This window comes from Pseudoxanthomonas sp. LjRoot143, from assembly GCF_964252945.1.
Taxonomy (GTDB): domain Bacteria; phylum Pseudomonadota; class Gammaproteobacteria; order Xanthomonadales; family Xanthomonadaceae; genus Pseudoxanthomonas_A.
Window position 1 is genome coordinate 3,536,491 of sequence record NZ_CAXUPM020000001.1, and the last position, 16,509, is coordinate 3,552,999.

General features: G+C 68.9%; 18 protein-coding genes. 10 read left to right on the forward strand and 8 right to left on the reverse strand.

Features of this window, described 5'->3' with window-relative positions; translation table 11 throughout:
* Positions 1–74 precede the first annotated feature (74 nt).
* Positions 75–1,109 (reverse strand): aldo/keto reductase, encoded by a 1,035-nt coding sequence (locus tag ACSQ1W_RS17135; protein ID WP_436044916.1) that lies wholly within the window; start codon positions 1,107–1,109, stop codon positions 75–77.
* Positions 1,110–1,187: 78 nt separating this feature from the next.
* Complete coding sequence (locus ACSQ1W_RS17140) at positions 1,188–1,922, reverse strand: SDR family oxidoreductase (RefSeq protein ID WP_436044918.1); 735 nt, start codon at positions 1,920–1,922, stop codon at positions 1,188–1,190.
* A gap of 198 nt (positions 1,923–2,120) precedes the next feature.
* Between ACSQ1W_RS17140 and ACSQ1W_RS17145 the strand changes: the two genes are divergently transcribed.
* On the forward strand, positions 2,121–3,029 hold the full coding sequence (locus ACSQ1W_RS17145) for an AraC family transcriptional regulator N-terminal domain-containing protein (RefSeq protein WP_436044919.1): 909 nt from the start codon (positions 2,121–2,123) through the stop codon (positions 3,027–3,029).
* A gap of 107 nt (positions 3,030–3,136) precedes the next feature.
* The gene (locus ACSQ1W_RS17150) at positions 3,137–3,709 is read left to right on the forward strand and encodes a DUF3016 domain-containing protein (protein ID WP_436044921.1); all 573 of its coding nucleotides are present in this window, start codon (positions 3,137–3,139) and stop codon (positions 3,707–3,709) included.
* Positions 3,710–3,743: 34 nt separating this feature from the next.
* Here ACSQ1W_RS17150 and ACSQ1W_RS17155 read toward each other — a convergent pair whose 3' ends face one another.
* Positions 3,744–4,556, reverse strand: coding sequence for a DUF6491 family protein (locus ACSQ1W_RS17155; RefSeq protein WP_436044922.1), 813 nt, complete (start codon positions 4,554–4,556; stop codon positions 3,744–3,746).
* Positions 4,557–4,653: 97 nt separating this feature from the next.
* Here ACSQ1W_RS17155 and msrB point away from each other — a divergent pair, with 97 nt between their 5' ends.
* The 5 genes from msrB (at position 4,654) to ACSQ1W_RS17180 (ending at position 7,743) form a co-directional block, all read left to right on the forward strand.
* Positions 4,654–5,121, forward strand: coding sequence for a peptide-methionine (R)-S-oxide reductase MsrB (msrB, locus tag ACSQ1W_RS17160; protein WP_436044923.1), 468 nt, complete (start codon positions 4,654–4,656; stop codon positions 5,119–5,121).
* An 89-nt stretch (positions 5,122–5,210) separates the two neighbouring features.
* Positions 5,211–6,251: a CorA family divalent cation transporter gene (locus ACSQ1W_RS17165; RefSeq protein ID WP_436044924.1), complete on the forward strand. Its 1,041-nt coding sequence runs from the start codon at positions 5,211–5,213 to the stop codon at positions 6,249–6,251.
* A 34-nt stretch (positions 6,252–6,285) separates the two neighbouring features.
* Entirely contained in the window at positions 6,286–7,059 is a 774-nt protein-coding gene (locus tag ACSQ1W_RS17170; protein WP_436044926.1) for a HipA family kinase, read from the forward strand.
* Positions 7,046–7,453, forward strand: coding sequence for a DUF3037 domain-containing protein (locus ACSQ1W_RS17175; protein ID WP_436044928.1), 408 nt, complete (start codon positions 7,046–7,048; stop codon positions 7,451–7,453). The genes ACSQ1W_RS17170 and ACSQ1W_RS17175 overlap by 14 nt, the downstream gene beginning before the upstream one ends.
* Positions 7,450–7,743, forward strand: a complete 294-nt coding sequence (locus ACSQ1W_RS17180) for a DUF4031 domain-containing protein (RefSeq protein WP_436044929.1) — start codon at positions 7,450–7,452, stop codon at positions 7,741–7,743. Before ACSQ1W_RS17175 ends, ACSQ1W_RS17180 begins: the two co-directional genes overlap by 4 nt.
* A 43-nt stretch (positions 7,744–7,786) precedes the next feature.
* Here the strand turns inward: ACSQ1W_RS17180 and ACSQ1W_RS17185 are convergent, their stop codons facing one another.
* Both ACSQ1W_RS17185 and ACSQ1W_RS17190 read right to left on the reverse strand, forming a co-directional pair.
* Entirely contained in the window at positions 7,787–9,619 is a 1,833-nt protein-coding gene (locus ACSQ1W_RS17185) for a M56 family metallopeptidase (protein WP_436044931.1), read from the reverse strand.
* A 1-nt stretch (position 9,620) separates the two neighbouring features.
* On the reverse strand, positions 9,621–10,016 hold the full coding sequence (locus tag ACSQ1W_RS17190) for a BlaI/MecI/CopY family transcriptional regulator (protein WP_436044933.1): 396 nt from the start codon (positions 10,014–10,016) through the stop codon (positions 9,621–9,623).
* 163 nt (positions 10,017–10,179) lie between these two features.
* Between ACSQ1W_RS17190 and motA the strand changes: the two genes are divergently transcribed.
* The gene (gene motA / locus ACSQ1W_RS17195; RefSeq protein WP_192273782.1) at positions 10,180–11,034 is read left to right on the forward strand and encodes a flagellar motor stator protein MotA; all 855 of its coding nucleotides are present in this window, start codon (positions 10,180–10,182) and stop codon (positions 11,032–11,034) included.
* Positions 11,035–11,043: 9 nt separating this feature from the next.
* Entirely contained in the window at positions 11,044–12,042 is a 999-nt protein-coding gene (gene motB, locus ACSQ1W_RS17200; RefSeq protein WP_192273783.1) for a flagellar motor protein MotB, read from the forward strand.
* Between the two features lie 4 nt (positions 12,043–12,046).
* On the opposite strand, the gene ACSQ1W_RS17205 is transcribed toward motB, so the two are convergent.
* The 3 genes from ACSQ1W_RS17205 to ACSQ1W_RS17215 all read right to left on the reverse strand — a co-directional run bounded on the left by ACSQ1W_RS17205 (position 12,047) and on the right by ACSQ1W_RS17215 (position 15,607).
* The gene (locus ACSQ1W_RS17205; protein ID WP_436044935.1) at positions 12,047–12,469 is read right to left on the reverse strand and encodes a VOC family protein; all 423 of its coding nucleotides are present in this window, start codon (positions 12,467–12,469) and stop codon (positions 12,047–12,049) included.
* A 65-nt stretch (positions 12,470–12,534) separates the two neighbouring features.
* On the reverse strand, positions 12,535–14,997 hold the full coding sequence (locus ACSQ1W_RS17210) for a mechanosensitive ion channel family protein (protein ID WP_436044937.1): 2,463 nt from the start codon (positions 14,995–14,997) through the stop codon (positions 12,535–12,537).
* A 58-nt stretch (positions 14,998–15,055) separates the two neighbouring features.
* Entirely contained in the window at positions 15,056–15,607 is a 552-nt protein-coding gene (locus tag ACSQ1W_RS17215; protein WP_192273786.1) for a DUF6630 family protein, read from the reverse strand.
* 149 nt (positions 15,608–15,756) lie between these two features.
* On the opposite strand from ACSQ1W_RS17215, the gene ACSQ1W_RS17220 reads away from it, so the two are divergent.
* Entirely contained in the window at positions 15,757–16,467 is a 711-nt protein-coding gene (locus ACSQ1W_RS17220; RefSeq protein WP_436044938.1) for a DUF6445 family protein, read from the forward strand.
* Positions 16,468–16,509 lie beyond the last annotated feature (42 nt).

A 16,509-nucleotide genomic window follows, 5' to 3' on the forward strand; every position in this document is an offset into this window, starting at 1 on the left:
CCGCGCGACTCTAGCAGGCCACGCCACCTCTCAAGACGAAACGGGGTGGGGATTCCCGCCCCGCGTCGACGCCATCAGACCGGTGTCGGATTCCGGTAGGCGAAGCCGGCCTGGTGCCAGTAGGGATACGGCTTCGGCCGCTGGCTGGCCTTGTCCAGTTTCGCGACCTGCTCGGCCGTCAGGCTCCAGCCCACGGCGCCGAGGTTCTGCTTCAACTGCTCCTCGTTGCGTGCGCCGATCACCACCGTGCTGACCGTGGGACGCTGCAGCAGCCAGTTCAGTGCGACCTGCGGGATCGTCTTGCCGGTTTCCTGTGCGACTTCGTCCAGGGCATCGACCACGTCGTACAGGTACTCGAGCTCGACCTGCGGGCCGGCGTCCTGCGCGGTCTGCGACTGCAGGCGGCTGTTCTCCGGCAGTGGTTGCCCACGACGGATCTTGCCGGTCAGGCGGCCCCAGCCCAGCGGGCTCCACACCACCGCGCCGACACCCTGGTCGGCGGCCAGCGGCATCAGCTCCCACTCGTAATCGCGGCCGACCAGCGAGTAGTACGCCTGGTGCGCGACATAGCGCGACCAGCCATGACGGTCTGCGACCGCAAGCGACTTCATCAGGTGCCAACCGGAGAAGTTGGACACGCCCAGGTAGCGGATCTTGCCGGCCTTCACCAGCGTGTCGAGCGTGGACAGCACTTCTTCCACCGGTGGACGCGCATCGAAGCCGTGCAACTGGAACAGGTCGATGTAGTCGGTACCGAGGCGCTTGAGCGCGGCATCGACGGCGTTGATCAGGTGGTGGCGCGAGGAACCCACCTGGTTCTCGCCTTCGCCGAAGCGGAAGGTGGCCTTGGTGGAGATAATCAGGGAATCGCGCGGCTTGCCCTTGATGGCTTCGCCGAGGATTTCCTCGGCCGCACCTTTCGAGTAGACGTCAGCGCTGTCGAACATGTTCAGGCCGGCGTCGAGGCAGACATCGACCAGGCGCCGTGCTTCGGCGACATCGGTGCTGCCCCACGCACTGAACAGCGCACCCTGCCCGCCGAACGTGCCGGTGCCGAAGGAGAGGACGGGCACGCGGAAGCCGGAGGCGCCGAGGTAGCGGTATTCCATGGGGGGGGTTCCTGAAGCGGGGGAGTGCGTCATTGCACTCCCCCGCCGCCGCGACGGCAACCCCTCGCGGCGGAAAGCTTAGTTCGCGCTCGCGGCCGGACGCACGATCACTTCGCTGACATCCACGTCGTCGGGCTGCTCCACGGCATAGGCGATGGCGCGCGCGATGGCCTCGGCGGGAATCGCCACCTGGCGGAAGTCCTCGAGCCATGCCTTGATGTCGGCATCGCTGGTGGTTCCGGCAAGCTCGCTGGTCGTCACGCCCGGCGACACCACGGTGACCCGCAGATTGTCGTGCTCCTGGCGCAGGCCTTCGGAGATGGCAAGCACGGCATGCTTGGTGGCGCAGTACACCGAAGCGCTCGGCCATACGCGATGGCCCGCCGTGGATGCGACATTGATGACCTGGCCGCCGCCCTGCGCCTGCATGACCGGCAAGGCCGCGGCGATGCCATGCAGCACACCGCGGATATTGACGTCGATCATCGCGTTCCACTCGTCGATCTTCAGCGCGGCCAGCGGCGACAGCGGCATCACGCCGGCGTTGTTGACGATCACGTCGAGACGGCCGAATTCGCTGCGGGCGAAGTCGACGAACGCCTGCACGTCGTCGAGGCGGGTGACGTCGAGCGCGCGCTGACGGGCGGTACCACCCGCGGCCCCGATCTCGGCGACCAACTTTTCGAGCCGATCGGTGCGGCGCGCACCCAGCACGACCTTTGCGCCACGGCGGGCGAGTTCGCGTGCGGCAGCTTCGCCGATGCCGCTGCTGGCACCGGTGATGGCGATGACTTTTCCTTCGATTCCGGACATGGGACACCTCGTTGGGGGAAGCGCGGCACAGGCTGTGCCGGGACGGTGCGCAGTCTGGGCGCCGCCGCGGGTGCGTCGATATCCGGTTCCTCCACGATCCTTGCCCGATCCTGCGGCGGCCGCCTGCGAGCCATTCCATCCTGCGGCGCGCTGCGTAGACTCCTTTCCATCCCTTTTGCCCGTCCCGCAGGCACGCCCATGCCCGACATCGCCTCCCCCCTCGACGACCGCGTCCGCGAACTGGCGCGGCTGATTGAACGATCCACCGGCAAGGACGGCTTCCACACCACGGCCATTCCGGCGCTGAATTTCTCGCGGCTGAGCGCACCCATGGAACTGCCGATGCGCGGCGTGCAGGAAGCGGCGCTTTGCCTGATCGTGCAGGGCGCCAAGCGCGCGATCCTCGCCGACGAGGTCTACGAGTACGACGCCAGCCGCTTCGTGGTCGCGTCCGTGGACCTGCCGGTGACCGGCCAGGTCACCGAGGCATCCGCCGAGGCGCCCTACCTGTGCCTGGTGCTGAAGCTGTCCGCGGCCACCATCGCCGAGATGGTCACCGAGGCCGAATCGGCGAAAGCACCGCTCCCGCCGCCGTCGCGCGGCCTGTTCCTGCAGCCCAGCAGCCTGGAGATGCTGGATGCCGCGATCCGGCTGGTGAAGCTGCTCGACACGCCGCGCGACATCCCGCTACTGGCGCCGCTGGTGGAGCGCGAAATCCTCTACCGCGTGCTGTGCAGCCCGCAGGGCGCGATGCTGCGCCACATCGGCATCGCCGACAGCCAGGGTCAGCGGGTTGCGAAGGCGATCCACTGGCTGCGCGAGCACTATGCCAAGCCACTGCGGATCGACCATATCGCCCGCGAGGTGCACATGAGCGCCTCGGCGCTGCACCACCACTTCAAGGCCGTCACGGCGATGAGCCCGCTGCAGTACCAGAAACAGCTGCGCCTGCAGGAAGCGCGCCGGCTGATGCTCAGCGAGGTGCTGGACGCCGCGAGCGCCGGCCACCGGGTGGGCTATGAGAGCCCGTCCCAGTTCAGCCGCGAATACAGCCGCATGTTCGGCGCGCCACCGGTGCGCGACGTGGAGCGCCTGCGCAGCCTCTGAACCGGCGGGAAACCGCGACTGAATGCCGCACGACGGCGCACGTCCACGCGGTTGTCCGGCCCTGCCACCGGGCGCACACTCTATGTGACACCCACGGAGGATCCGCCATGAAGGCGCCTGCCCTGCTGCTTACCGCCCTCGTCGCGCTCGCCACCGCCGCCCCCGGCATGGCGGCGCCCAAGAACGTCACCGATCCGAGCCTGCCCCGCAGCGTGCCGGCGGACGGCGGCGCCGTCAGCGTCAGCTGGACCGACCCCGCGCAGTTCAGCGAGATCAAGTACAGCGGCAACCGCTGGGAATCCGAGCGCGGCACATGGGTCACCCAGTTGGCCACCTATCTCCGTGATGAGGCAGGCCAGCGCCTTGCCCGCGGCCAGACCCTGGACGTCACCATCTCCGACATCGATCGCGCGGGCCGCTACGAGCCCACCGTGCGCTCGGGCATGAACGACATCCGCATCGTGAAGGATCTCTACCCACCGCGGATGACGCTCACCTTCACCCTGAAGGGAGCGGACGGCCAGGTGGTGGCCGAGGGAGAGCGCAAGCTGGTCGACCACGCGTTCCTGATGGGGACGCAGATCAACAACACCGACAACCTGCGCTACGAGAAGCGGCTGATCGACGACTGGCTGCGCAAGGAGTTCCGCAGCGGCGCGGCGCTGACCGCGACGCCCTGATCGACGCCACGGTATCGACACCTGCAGGCCCCGCTCAACGCGGGGCCTGTCCGTTTCCGTCTTCGGATTCGTGCGGGTAGACCGCCGACACCGTGCACTGGAAGCGCATGCCCGGACGGAATCGCGACTGGCGGACGTCGTCGCTGATCGGGAAACGTTCGGCCACGTCGAACGACACGCCGTCGCCGGTCCCTTCCGCGACGACGCGGTCGCCGGGATTGCCACAGATCAGACTGATGCCGACCCCGGAACGGAAACTGATGGCGGGCGCGGCATCCAGGTCGGGACAGCTTTGCGGCAGCTCGACGCGATAGTAGCGATGACCGCCGGAACGCTTCGGCGACACTTCGACCAGCATGCCCTTGCCGTCTTCCGACCACGAGCGCAGGTAGCGCGTGTCGAAACAGTAACTGGACGAACCGCCGAAGCCACGACGGCGCTCGCCACGCACTTCGATCGTCTCCAGCGTGGTGGCCGCCGTGTCGTTGGCGAGTGCGGCCGCCGCGCGCGCCAGTCCGGCGTACTCGCGGGCGTCGACCAGGGCGACGGAGACGATCGGGCACGTCGCGCCGCCGATACGCACCGCCTCGCCGCCGGTACCGCAGACGCGACCGCCGCGCGCCAGCAGCTGCGCCTTGGCGCCCTGGCTGCCGGGACAGTCTTCGCCGAGGTCGACGCGGAAACGCTGTCCGCTGCGATCCAGCGCCGCCAGCTGCCGTGGCGAGGCCTGCTGCAGCTCGGCGACCTGTCGCGCATCGAGGCACGCCGACGGGGAGACATCCTGCGACTGCGCCGCTGCCATCGGCGTGGCGAGCATCATGACAATGAACGGTGGGATCAGGCGCATCCGTGCCTCAGGGCTGGCGTGAGCGCGGATCATAGTCCAGCCTTGCGGGGCGATGCGCGCGGCACCATATCCCCTGCAGTCCCCACGGAGTCCTGCCATGACCGCCTTCGACCTGAGCCCGCCCACCGACGCGCAGCGCGACTCCCTGGTCGCGGGACTGAGCGAAGAGGAACGCCGGGTGCTGCTGCATCACGGCACCGAGGCCCCGTTCTGCGGCGTGTTCCTCGACAACAAGCAGGACGGCGTCTACACCTGCCGCCTGTGCGGGCTGCCGCTGTTCCGCTCCAGCGCCAAATTCGATTCGGGTACCGGTTGGCCGAGCTTCTTCCAGCCCGTCGATGAAGCGCATATCGGCCGCATCCGCGACAGCAGCTACGGCATGGTCCGCACCGAGATCGTCTGCGCGCGCTGCCAGTCGCACCTGGGCCACGTATTCCCCGATGGTCCGCCGCCGACCGGCGAGCGCCACTGCCTGAATTCGGTGTCGCTGGCGTTCACGCCCAACGACGAGCCGCTGCCGGACCCGCTGCAGCGCGGTGGCGCGGAAGCGCAACCCGCCGGGTAGCCGGCCGCTCCGCCTGTCATAAGACCGGCATATGACGGCAGTAGTCTGGCCGTCATTTCCCTGACCCGTGGCTGCCGCACGCCTGCAACATGTTGCCGCCTGTCGCACCTCCTGCTCCCTCGTCGCCGCTCGCCGGCCTGCCCGGCGCCTTGTGGCTGTACCGGTTCGACGCCACTGGTCGCGCGCAGCCGGCGGACGCGCTGTCCGGAGGCGCTGCGGCGGCAACCTGGCATTGGCTGCACCTGGATCTCAGCGACGCGCGCAGCGCACAGCTGGCGGCGACGCTGCCCATTCCGGACGACGCCCGCGCGGCGCTGTTGTCGCCCGACACCTACGTCAATCTGCAGCGCGAGGATGACGCCGCGCATGGCGTGTTCGTCGACTGGGTGCACCAGCGCGGCGTCGACCTCGCCGCCGAGGGTCAACTGCGCGGCGATGATGGTATCGGCTGGCTGCACTTTGCACTGACGCCGTCGTTGCTGGTCACCGCGCGCCGCCAGCCACTGCGGTCGGTGGAAGCCGCACGGCGCGGCATTACCGGCAGCGCGCGCATCGCCTCGCCGGCGCGCCTGCTGGAAGCGATCGTGGAGCATTTCGCCGACACGGTGGAACGCAGCAGCGACAGCCTGTCGACACGACTGGACCGCATCGAGGACCGCGTGCTGGCCGACAGCATCGGCGAGGAGCGGCGCGACCTGGCACAACTGCGTCACCAGACCGTGCGCCTGCACCGGCCCCTCACCGCGATGCGCCGCGTGCTGAAGCAGTTCGAGCAGCGCCACGTATCCGAGGAAGACGACGACCTGCTGGCGACGGTGTCGCGCCTCAACCAGCGCTTCGACGATCTCGATGGCGATGTCGCCACGCTGCAGGAACGCGCGCGCCTGTTGCAGGACGAGGTCGCGGCGAAGCTGGCCGAACGCACCAACCGGCACCTGTACGTGCTGTCGATGGTCACCGCGCTGCTGCTGCCGCCCAGCCTGGTGGCCGGCCTGTTCGGCATGAACCTGCCGGGGCTGCCGTTCGCCCACAGCACGCACGGGCTGGCGTTTGCCATGCTGCTCGGCGTGGCGTCCAGCGTGCTGGTCTTCCTGGCGTTGCGGCGCATGGGCGTGTCGCGCTCCACCTGAGCCGTCTTGCCGGCCGCGGTATCCTGTCGGCCTGATGACGCTCCCTCTCCGCACCGCCACCCGTTACGTCACCCCGCTGCGCGAGGGTGGCTCGATGCCCGCCGTGGTCGAAGCCGACGACGACGGCCTGTATGTCCTCAAGTTCCGCGGCGCCGGCCAGGGCCCGAAAGCGCTGGTCGCCGAGCTGATCTGCGGCGGACTCGCGAAGGCATTGGAGCTGCCGATGCCCGACCTGGCGGTGATGGAACTGGATGCCGACCTCGCGCGCACCGAGGGCGATCCCGAGATCCAGGACCTGATCAAGGCCAGCGCCGGGCTCAACCTGGCGATGGATTACCTGCCCGGCGCGGTGAACTTCGATCCTGTCGCAGAGCAACCGGACGCCGACCTCGCCTCGCGCATCGTGTGGTTCGATGCCTTCATCAGCAACGTCGACCGCACCGCCCGCAATACGAATCTGCTGATGTGGCACCGCCGCCTGTACCTGATCGACCACGGTGCGGCGCTGTACTTCCATCACGGCTGGGACGGCGACACCTCCGGCGCAGCCAAGCCGTTCCCGCTGATCCGCGACCACGTACTGCTGCGCTGGGCATCGCGTGTGGCCGAGGTCGATGCGGAACTGGCGTCGCGCCTGTCCGGCGACACGATCGCCGGCATCGTCGCCGACGTGCCCGATGCGTGGCTGCAGGGGCCGGATGCGTTCGGCGAACCGGTGGCGCAGCGCGCGGCGTACGTGGACTACCTGACGCAGCGCCTGGCGCAGCGCGACGCCTTCGTGCAGGAGGCGATCCGTGCGCGCGCATGACACCTACGACTACGCGGTGATCCGCGTGGTGCCGCGCGTGGAGCGCGAGGAATTCGCCAATGTCGGCATCATCCTGTCGTGCGAACGCGCGGGATTCCTCGAAGCCCGCATCGAAGTGGACGAAGCCCGACTGCGCACGCTCGATCCTACGCTGGACGTCGAATCGCTGCGTCGCCACCTGGATACCATCCCGGCGATCTGCCGCGGCGGCGAGTCCGCCGCTCCGATCGGCCTGCTGGCGCCGCGCGCGCGCTTCCACTGGCTCACTGCCAAGCGCAGTTCCATCATCCAGACCTCGCCGGTGCACATGGGCCGCTGCGGCGACCTGCCGGCGACGCTGGAGCATCTGATGGACCGCATGGTGCGGCCGCCGAAGGCTACCGCGCCGCGATGAGCGTCTATGTGGACGACCCGGTGACGCTCTGGCGCGGACAGCGCTGGGCCCACCTGATGGCCGACACGCTGGACGAACTGCATGCGATGGCGGCCCGGCTGGGGATGCCGCGACGCGCTTTCCAGGACAAGCGCAGCGGCGCGCATTACGACGTGAACGAAGCCTTGCGCGAGCACGCATTGCGGCTCGGCGCCGTCGCCATCTCCCGCCACCGCGACCGCGAGCAGGTCCGCGCGATCATCCGCATCGCGCGATCGCAGTGGAGCGGACGGGACGCGGACGCGTCCTGATCCTGGCACCGTGGACGGCAACGTCCACGGCGCCCCATGTCCCTCAGAGCTGCTGGGCCTTGCCGCTGCGGATGGCCTCGCCCAGCAGACGGTCGACGTCGCGCTGCATCTTGTCGGTCGCCGCCATCTGCTTGCGCGCCAGCGCTTCCTGCTGCCGCGCAAGCGGCTCCTGCTGGCGAGCCAGGACTTCCTGCTGGCGCGCAAGCTGCTCCTGTTCGTCCGCGAGCGCATCCATGCGGCGATCGATCTCCGCCTGGCGTGCGGCCTTGCCCTGCACGGCGGCGTTGGCCTGTTCGGCCGCGATGGCGGCCATTTTCCCGCCGAGCTCGCCCTGCTTCGCGCCCAGATTGCCCTGGCGTTCGCCCAGTGCACCCTGCTGCTCTCCCAGCTTGCCCTGCTGTTCGCCCAGTTGCTGGACCGGCAGATGCGCGGCTTTCACGCGCTGCAGGGTGGCCGCATCGCGCACGACGTACTGCTTGCCATCCTGGCGCACCCACATCACCGGCGCGCTGCCCTGCTTCAGGCGTTGGGCCGTGCGGATGTCGTCGCTGTGGCCGGCCATCGTCACGTCGTCGCCATCGATCAGCACATAGGCATCGCCGTTGCGGGAGTCGCTGATGCTCAACATGCCGGTGACGCGGGGCGCGGCGGGCGGCGGCGGCGGTGCCGGCGGCGCGACGTTCGGCTTCGGTGGCGGTGCGGGCGGTGCGACCTTCGGCGGTGCGGGAGGCGCGGGAGGCGCAGGCATGTCAGCCGCGGCAGCGACGAGGACGGGCCGCGGTGCCGCCGACGGTGTGGGCGCGATGACGGGGTCGGCGACGGGAGCAGGTGCGGGCACCGCTGCGGGCGCCACCACCGGAGGGGCCACTGGCGCCGTGCGCGCGGTCACGCGGTAGGGAATGACGGCCAGCGCCATGATGCCGATGATCAGCACCAGCGCGCCTTCGCGAAGGGGGGAATCCGTGGACTGCAACATCATCAGTCTCCTCTTGAGGATGCGGAACGTGGGGGAAGCGCCCGCCAGTGCGGGTGCGGAAGCGGAAGAGACGCCCAGCTTCACCAGCAGGCGTCCGTAGTCATGGGCCGCATGGCGTTCGTCGGCGAGCACGACGGCGTCGCAGGCGACCTCACGGGCGAAGCCGTACTCGCGCGCAGCGAGGTGCGCGACGGGGTGGAAGAAGAACAGGTGCTGCGCCAGCGCCGGCATCCATGCCCACCACAGGTCGCGACGCTGCAGATGCGCCAGTTCGTGGTGCAGCACCATGTGCAGGTCGTCGTCGCTCATGGCGGCGACGTTGGCGGCCGGCAGCATCAGGACGGGGCGCCAAGGGCGCGCCAGCATCGGCGAATCGATGTCGTCGCTGACCAGCAGCGCGGGCACGCGGGCGACACCGATACGGTCCGCCAGCGTCAGATACACGGCACGTGCACGGCGATCGCGGCACGGACGGGCGCGAGCGATCTGTCCCCGCAACCGCCAGGCGTGGCGCAGCGTGTTCGCCAGCATCACCGCCACGCCCGCCAGCCAGACAGCGAGCAGCAGGACGCCGGTGTCGATCCGCGATGCCTGAGTGGTCGCCAGCGGCGCGACCGTCATCGTGGCGGCGGCGGGCGCGGACGATGCTGCGGCCATCGCCACCACGACTGGCGCGACGTCAGGCGTTGCCGGCAACAACGGCAACGCGACCGGCGCATGCCAGACCAGACCGACGACCATCTGCGTGGCCACCAGCCACCACAGCCAGGCACGCGTGCGCGCATCCAGGCGTGGCAGGTAGCGGCACAGGGCCCAGACCAGGGCGGCGAGGATCAGCGACTGCAGGCCGACCGCGAGCAGGCGGTCGATCACGGCGTCGGCGAGCGCGATGACATCCATCTCAGCCCTCCTTGCGCTTGGACTGCAGGTTGGCGACCAGCGCCTCCAGTTCGGCCAGTTCGTCGTCGCTGACCTCGGTGCGCTGCGACATCCACGCCACGAACGGCGACAGCGAGCCCTGCAGCGTCTTCTCGACGAAGCTGCCGACCGCGCTGCGCATCACGTCGTCCGACTGCGCGACGGGCGCGTAGCGGTAGACGCCGTCCACCTGCCGGCGGCGCAGGTAGGCCTTGGCGCGCAGCCGCTCCATCATCGTCAGCACGGTGGAGCGGGCCAGCCCGCGGGTCTCGCCGAACACGGCGGCGACCTCGCCGACGCTGGCTTCGCCGTGTTCGGACAGATGCTGGAGCAGCGCCAGTTCCTGGTCGCCAATGGACTTGCGGGCCTTGCCGGACATGGGTTCGCCTGGTGACTACAATTGTCGTCAACATGCCCGTGACGACAACTGTAGTCAACCCTGCCGAAGGTCACTCCGGACCAGCGGCCGACGAACGGTCGCCGCTCAAGAAACCGCCGACCGGGCCGATCCTTGGGTGACCCCACCCTGCGGCTGCGTCACCATGCTCATCATCGTCGGCTTCATCATCGTCACGCTCAGCGTGATCGGCGGCTACCTCGGCTCGCACGGCAAGCTGGGCGCGCTGTGGCAGCCGTTCGAGCTGGTCATCATCGGCGGCGCCGCACTGGGCGCCTTCATGGCCAGCAATCCGACCAAGGTGGTGAAGAGCACGATCGCCGCCACGCTGTCGGTGTTCAAGGGCGCCAAGTACAAGTCGTCCGACTACCTGGACGTACTGACGCTGATCCACGAGATGCTCAACAAGGCGCGCCGCGACGGCTTCATGTCGCTGGAAGAGCACATCGAGAACCCGGCCAACAGCCCGCTGTTCCAGAAGTACCCCAAGATCCTCGCCGACCACCATCTGCTCGACTTCCTCACCGAGTGCCTGCGCCTGATGGTCGGCAGCAACATCGAACCGCACGAACTGGAACCGCTGCTCGAGCTGGAGCTGGAGAAGCATCACCACGAAGCGATGGCCCCGGCGCATGCGCTGCAGAAGGTGTCCGACGGTCTGCCCGGCTTCGGCATCGTGGCCGCGGTGCTCGGCATCATCGTGACGATGGGTTCGATCGGCGGCGACATCGCCGCGGTCGGCGCGCACGTCGCCGCCGCGCTGGTCGGCACCTTCCTCGGCATCCTGCTGGCGTACGGCTTCGTGTCGCCGCTGGCCGCCGCCATCGAGGCGCAGGTCGAGCAGGACAGCCGCATGTACGAATCGGTGAAGACCGCCCTGCTCGCCTGCCTGCGCGGCTACAACCCGGCCGTCGCGCTGGAGTTCGCCCGCAAGACGCTGCCCTCGGACGTGCGCCCGCCGTTCGCCGAGTTCGAAGCCCACCTCAAGGCCAACAAGTAAGCCACGGCGATGAGCGAGCAGCGTCCCACCATCATCGTCCGCCGGGTCAAGAAGGTCGCCGGCGGCGGCCATCACGGCGGCTCGTGGAAGGTCGCCTATGCGGACTTCGTCACCGCGATGATGGCGTTCTTCCTGGTGATGTGGCTGATGGGCGCCACTACCAACAAGGAACGCGCGGCGATCTCGGAATACTTCCGCAATCCCAGCCCGCTGAGCGGCAAGAGCTTTTCGCCAGCGCCGGGACCGAACGGACCGGGCGGCGCCAGCACGTCGATGATCAAGCTCGGCGGCACGATGGACCTGCCCAAGGGCGACAGCGACGACCCGTTCACCAAGCCACCGGGCCAGGGTCAGGAAGCCAGCGAGGAGCAGCAGAAGGCACAGGAGAAGCAGCGTCTGGAAACACTGATGCAGGCGCTGCAGGAAGCGATCGGCAAGAGCCAGGCACTGGAGCCGTTCAAGGACCAGTTGCTGCTCGACCTGACGCCGGAAGGTCTGCGCATCCAGATCGTCGACCAGCAGAACCGGCCGATGTTCGACCTCGGCGGGACCGTGCTGAAACCCTACACACAGGCCATCCTCGCCGAGCTGGCCGGCTTCGTGAACCAGGTGCCGAACCACATCAGCATCACCGGCCACACCGACACCACCCAGTACGCCTCCAACCGCGGCTACACCAACTGGGAACTCAGCGCCGAGCGCGCCAACGCCGCGCGCCGTGCCCTGGTGGCCGGCGGCATGCAGGAAGACAAGGTGTCGCGCGTGGTGGGCCTGTCGTCGGCGGTGCTGTTCGACAAGCAGAACCCGCAGAATCCGATCAACCGTCGGATCAGCATCGTCGTCATGACCAAGGCCGCGGAAGACGCGCTGCAGGGCGAAGGCAAGCTGCTGGCACCCGGCGCACCGTTGCCGGATGCGGATACGGCGATGCCCGAGATGGCCGTGGAGGCCGCTGCGCCTGCGTCGCTGTCCGCGCCCGTCGCCCCGCAGACCACCGCCGCGCCCTGACGCGTCAGGCGCCGTCGACCGGTCCTTTCAGTTCGACGGTATTGCCATCCGGGTCGCGGAAGTAGAGCGACGGACCGTCGCCCTCCGCTCCGAAGTTCACGTCCGCCGGACCGTCCGGCACCACGCCGAAGGCGGCAAGGTGCGCGACCAGGGCGGACTCGTCGAACGGTTCGATGCGCAGGCACAGGTGATCGACGTTGCGACCCTCGGCACCCGCTGGCGCACCGCCGCGCGCACCGAGTTTCCCGTCGATGGCGACCAGGTCGATCATCGACGCGCCGGCCCGCAGGTGCACGAGCCCGAGGTGGTCGCGTCGCCGCTCTACGTGGCAACCGAGCACGTCGCCGTAGAACGCGATGCTGCGCGCCAGATCGGCGACGCGGAGGACGAGGTGGTCGATGCGCTGGACATCGAAGGGTCGTCTCATGGTGAAACTCCGGCTGTTTCCATGGCGACGAGCGAAGACGCCGGCGATCGACACGCCAGACACGATCAGCGCGGTGCCGGGTCCACCGGCGGCTCGGGCCGCGCCACCAGCGAGCGCAGCACGTCCTCGGACACGGTACGCACGTGCACGTCCTGCTGTGGGAACGGAATCTCGATGTCCGCACCCGCCAGCGCTGCGTACAGCCGCGACATCAGGTCGCTACGGATCGTCGACCAGTCGTCGAACTGGTGCGTCCATGCGCGGATCGCGAAGTCGAGCGAACTCGCGCCGAAGCCGGTGAACAGCACGGCGGGTGCCGGATCGTCGGCGATGCCGGGCGTCGCGCGTGTGGTTTCCTGCAGCAGCTGCATCACCCGCGTTACGTCACTGCCATAGGCCACGCCCAGGTCCACGTCGACGCGCCGGTTCTGGTCGGTGAGCGTCCAGTTGGTCACCTTGTCGGCCAGCAGCATGCCGTTGGGCACCACCACGTCGGCGCCATCGTAGGTCCGCACCGTGGTGGCGCGCATGCCGATGGCGCGGACGCGCCCGGTGGTGCCGCTGATATCCACCGCATCACCCGGCTGCACCGGCCGCTCGAACATCAGGATCAGCCCGGAGACGAAGTTCTTCACTACGTCCTGCAGGCCCAGGCCGATGCCGACGCCGAGCGCGCCGAACAGGAAGGCGAGCTGCCCGATCTTGAAGCCCGCGGCCGACAGTGCCGCCAGCAGGCCCAGCAGCAGCAGCGCGTAGTAACTGAGCGAGGCCACGCTGTTGCCGACGCCGCGCGGGAGCGACATGCGTGGCAGGACCTCTTCGCGCAGCAGGGCACGCAGCGTCCTCGCAACCCACACCGCCAGCACCACGCCGATGCAGAACACCAGCACGTGGCCCAGGCTGACCGACAGCTCGCCGTACTCGAAGCGATGCGTGACGATCGCCTTCGCCGTGTCATACACCGGCCGGAACACACGGAAGCGGCTCATCGTGTAGGCGAACCAGCCGATTACCGCGGCGACGCGCGCCCAGCGCGCCAGCGTCTCGAGCAAGGTTCCGCCATGCCGGCGCATCAGCCACAACCGACGAACGCCGCGGCGCGCGCCCAGCCTGCGCAGCAGGGCCTCGAACACGGTCACCGCCGCGTACAGCACCAGCGCGAAGTAGCCGCTCTCGATGATGCCCGAGGCCAGCATTTCCGCCAGCGAGACATTGCCCACCACGTTGGCGCCGACCGAGACGACCAGCACCGCCACGCCCGTCCACGCGAGCGCATGCACCAGCCGGCCGGCGCTGCCCGCGACGCCGGCGAAACGTTGCCCTCGCGAGCGCCACAGCAGCCACGCCGTCGCGGCCAGTGCCAGCACCGCCAGCAGCAGGTAGTAGAGGCGGTAGAGGTAGTCGCTGGCCATCAGCAGCACCGACAGCCGCTGCAGCAGGTAAAACGCGGTGGCCAGGTAGGGCCACGGCCCGAGCAGGCGGCGTCCCTGTTGCGGCATGAGCCGCAGCACCGGCACCAGGGCGATGAGCATGGCGATCTGATGCACGAACAGCGGGGCATTCGGCTCCAGCACCAGCACGCCGATCATCGACAACAGCAGCCAGGTCGAGAATGGGCGCTGGATCACGCGCTCCTCGGCGTCCGTCGCCAGCACGGCAGAGGGATCCACGCCGCGGCGCCGATGGCGCCACGCGACCCACAGCAGCACAGGCAACAGCAGCAGTTGCAGGGCTTGCAGCAGCCGCTGGTTGCCCATGTCAGCCGCAGCGTACTGGGCGACGAAGCTGTTCTCGGACTGGATCTCGCGGGTGAGCCTGCCGGCGATGTCGTCGCGCAGCGCGCCGGGATTCTCGACCCGCCACAGCGGCGGTGCATCCAATCGCAGCAGCCGGCGGTCGCTGTAGGCGATCGCATCGTTGATCGTCTGCTGACCGGACTGGATGCGGGCCGCCAGCAGGTTCGCACGCCGTCCCAGTCCGATCTGCTCAGCGAGCGGCGACGAGAGCGCCTGTTCGGCCTGCTGCAGCCGCGCTGAGACGCCGTCCACGCGCGAACGCAATGCCTCCGGCGTGCTGTCGGATGCCATCTCCTTGCGGGTGAGATCCCAGTCCGCGCGTCGCAACGACAGTTCAGCGGCATCTTCGGCATAGGGCGCGACCGCCGCCTGCATGTCGGCACGCCAGCGTGCGTACTGCCGCGCGTCGAACTTCCAGTGGCGCTCCATGCTTTCCAGCCTTACCACCGGCAGGGTGCGCAGCTCGCCGTAGGCGAACAGGCCATTTTTCTGCGCCACCGACTGCTCGATGGCCGCCAGCCGCGACACCAACCTCCCCAATGGATTGCCACGGGCCGCGCGCAGCGACACCTCCTCCGCGTAACGCTCGTCGGCATCGGCGCGCCCGGGGATCTCGGCCAGTGCGATGGCTTCCGGTGCCTTGGGCTTGGCCGGTGACAGCAGTGTCGTTGCGTCCTGCGCAACAGCGACGGACGTCGCGAACAACACCAGGCAAGCCAGCAACAGGCGCATCACGGGATTCTTCCGGTGCAGGGTTTTCCGGAGTCTAGCGCGCCAGCCCCGGCCGTGATCAGAACGCGTCACTGCCCGGCCGGATCTCCACGCCCATCACCGCGGCCAGTTGCTGCATGCCGTCGTCGTCGCGGCGCAACGCCATCCAGCCGGCATACGCATCGCTGCCGGTGTTCCAGTTCCACAGCGTGTAGCCATGCTCGCGCAGGCGGTCGTAGGCGACGGCCATCAGCGCGGGCACGTCGGTGCCCTCGAGGAAATCCTCGTCGCTGGTGTCGCCACCCCAGTCGATTTCCAGGGCGTAGCGTGCGGCCAGCTGGTTGACGCAGTCGATGAACGACTCGGTGTCCTTCCAGTCGACGTAGAAGCCCGATGTCCAGTCGATCGCATCCTTCAGCGTCCACAGCACCTGGTCCGGTTCGGCACCCTCCTCGCCGCTGGCGTCGCGGTAGGCGGCGAACTGGCGCAGCGCGGTTTCCTCGTCGCCGGGATTGATCAGCACCAGCAGGTTCCAGACCAGCGCCTCGGTGTCGTCCAGGTCCATGTCGTCTTCATCGTCGAAGGCATGGCGGAAGTTGTCGTCGGGGTCGAACTCGTGGTCGGGGAGCATGGCGGATGCCGTGGAAACGGAAAGGCGGCGCCATGGTACGCGCCGACCACGTCCATGTCCGTCACGGCGTCCACCGGGTTTTGTATTGCGCCCCGTGCGGGTCTATCGTGGCGGCGCAGGCCCGCGCCGGCCTGCGGGGAGGCCGCGCCATGTTCAACCCGCGTCCCGTGGTACAGCAGATGCCCATCGGCCACGGCCATGTCTGCGTCGTGATCGACGACGCGCTGCTGGCGCCGGAGCGGCTGCCCGCGTTCGCGGAAGCCTATCGCGAGGACTTCCAGCCGGCGCCCGCCGCCGTGTTCCCCGGCCTGCACCTGCCCATGCCCGAGGACTTCACGGCGCTGCTGCACGACGTCCTCCGCGACCACGCACGCCATGCCCTCGGCGTACGGCGCGTACTGCGCAGCGCCAGCCGCCTTTCGCTGATGACCGCACTACCGCCACCACTCGCGCCGGCGCATTGGCTGCCGCGTCGACAGCGCGCGTTCGAGCAGGATCAATGCCTGGTGCTGGCGGAACTGTTCCTCTTCCAGGATCCCAGCCTGGGCGGCACCCATTTCTTCCTGCCCCGCGTTTCGCCGCAGCAGGTCGAACAGCTCGAACATGACGCCGAGGCCTTGCCGCCGGAGGAGTTCTCCCTGCGCCATGCGATCGCCGCCGGATTTCCGCAGGCGTCCAGTGCCAGCTTCACCCATGCGCTGACCGTGCCGGCGCGCTGGAATCGCCTGCTGGTCCACGATGGCGGCGCCTTCCGCGCGCCCGCCATCGCCGACCCGGCCCGGCTCGACGCCGATCCGCGTCGCGGAAGGCTGACGCTGCGGGCCACGCTCGCCTGCAGCCGCAACCGCGTGGCCTGGTGACCCGGTCGCTTCGGGTATCCTTGCCCACCCGTTCTCCGCACA

Excerpts from the sequence above, each read along its gene's own strand:
- ACSQ1W_RS17135 (WP_436044916.1), bottom strand. The coding sequence starts at position 1,109 with ATGGAATACCGCTACCTCGGCGCCTCCGGCTTCCGCGTGCCCGTCCTC.
- ACSQ1W_RS17140 (WP_436044918.1), bottom strand. The coding sequence starts at position 1,922 with ATGTCCGGAATCGAAGGAAAAGTCATCGCCATCACCGGTGCCAGCAGC.
- ACSQ1W_RS17145 (WP_436044919.1), top strand. The coding sequence starts at position 2,121 with ATGCCCGACATCGCCTCCCCCCTCGACGACCGCGTCCGCGAACTGGCG.
- ACSQ1W_RS17150 (WP_436044921.1), top strand. The coding sequence starts at position 3,137 with ATGAAGGCGCCTGCCCTGCTGCTTACCGCCCTCGTCGCGCTCGCCACC.
- ACSQ1W_RS17155 (WP_436044922.1), bottom strand. The coding sequence starts at position 4,556 with ATGCGCCTGATCCCACCGTTCATTGTCATGATGCTCGCCACGCCGATG.
- msrB (WP_436044923.1), top strand. The coding sequence starts at position 4,654 with ATGACCGCCTTCGACCTGAGCCCGCCCACCGACGCGCAGCGCGACTCC.
- ACSQ1W_RS17165 (WP_436044924.1), top strand. The coding sequence starts at position 5,211 with ATGTTGCCGCCTGTCGCACCTCCTGCTCCCTCGTCGCCGCTCGCCGGC.
- ACSQ1W_RS17170 (WP_436044926.1), top strand. The coding sequence starts at position 6,286 with ATGACGCTCCCTCTCCGCACCGCCACCCGTTACGTCACCCCGCTGCGC.
- ACSQ1W_RS17180 (WP_436044929.1), top strand. The coding sequence starts at position 7,450 with ATGAGCGTCTATGTGGACGACCCGGTGACGCTCTGGCGCGGACAGCGC.
- ACSQ1W_RS17185 (WP_436044931.1), bottom strand. The coding sequence starts at position 9,619 with ATGGATGTCATCGCGCTCGCCGACGCCGTGATCGACCGCCTGCTCGCG.
- ACSQ1W_RS17190 (WP_436044933.1), bottom strand. The coding sequence starts at position 10,016 with ATGTCCGGCAAGGCCCGCAAGTCCATTGGCGACCAGGAACTGGCGCTG.
- motA (WP_192273782.1), top strand. The coding sequence starts at position 10,180 with ATGCTCATCATCGTCGGCTTCATCATCGTCACGCTCAGCGTGATCGGC.
- motB (WP_192273783.1), top strand. The coding sequence starts at position 11,044 with ATGAGCGAGCAGCGTCCCACCATCATCGTCCGCCGGGTCAAGAAGGTC.
- ACSQ1W_RS17205 (WP_436044935.1), bottom strand. The coding sequence starts at position 12,469 with ATGAGACGACCCTTCGATGTCCAGCGCATCGACCACCTCGTCCTCCGC.
- ACSQ1W_RS17210 (WP_436044937.1), bottom strand. The coding sequence starts at position 14,997 with ATGCGCCTGTTGCTGGCTTGCCTGGTGTTGTTCGCGACGTCCGTCGCT.
- ACSQ1W_RS17215 (WP_192273786.1), bottom strand. The coding sequence starts at position 15,607 with ATGCTCCCCGACCACGAGTTCGACCCCGACGACAACTTCCGCCATGCC.
- ACSQ1W_RS17220 (WP_436044938.1), top strand. The coding sequence starts at position 15,757 with ATGTTCAACCCGCGTCCCGTGGTACAGCAGATGCCCATCGGCCACGGC.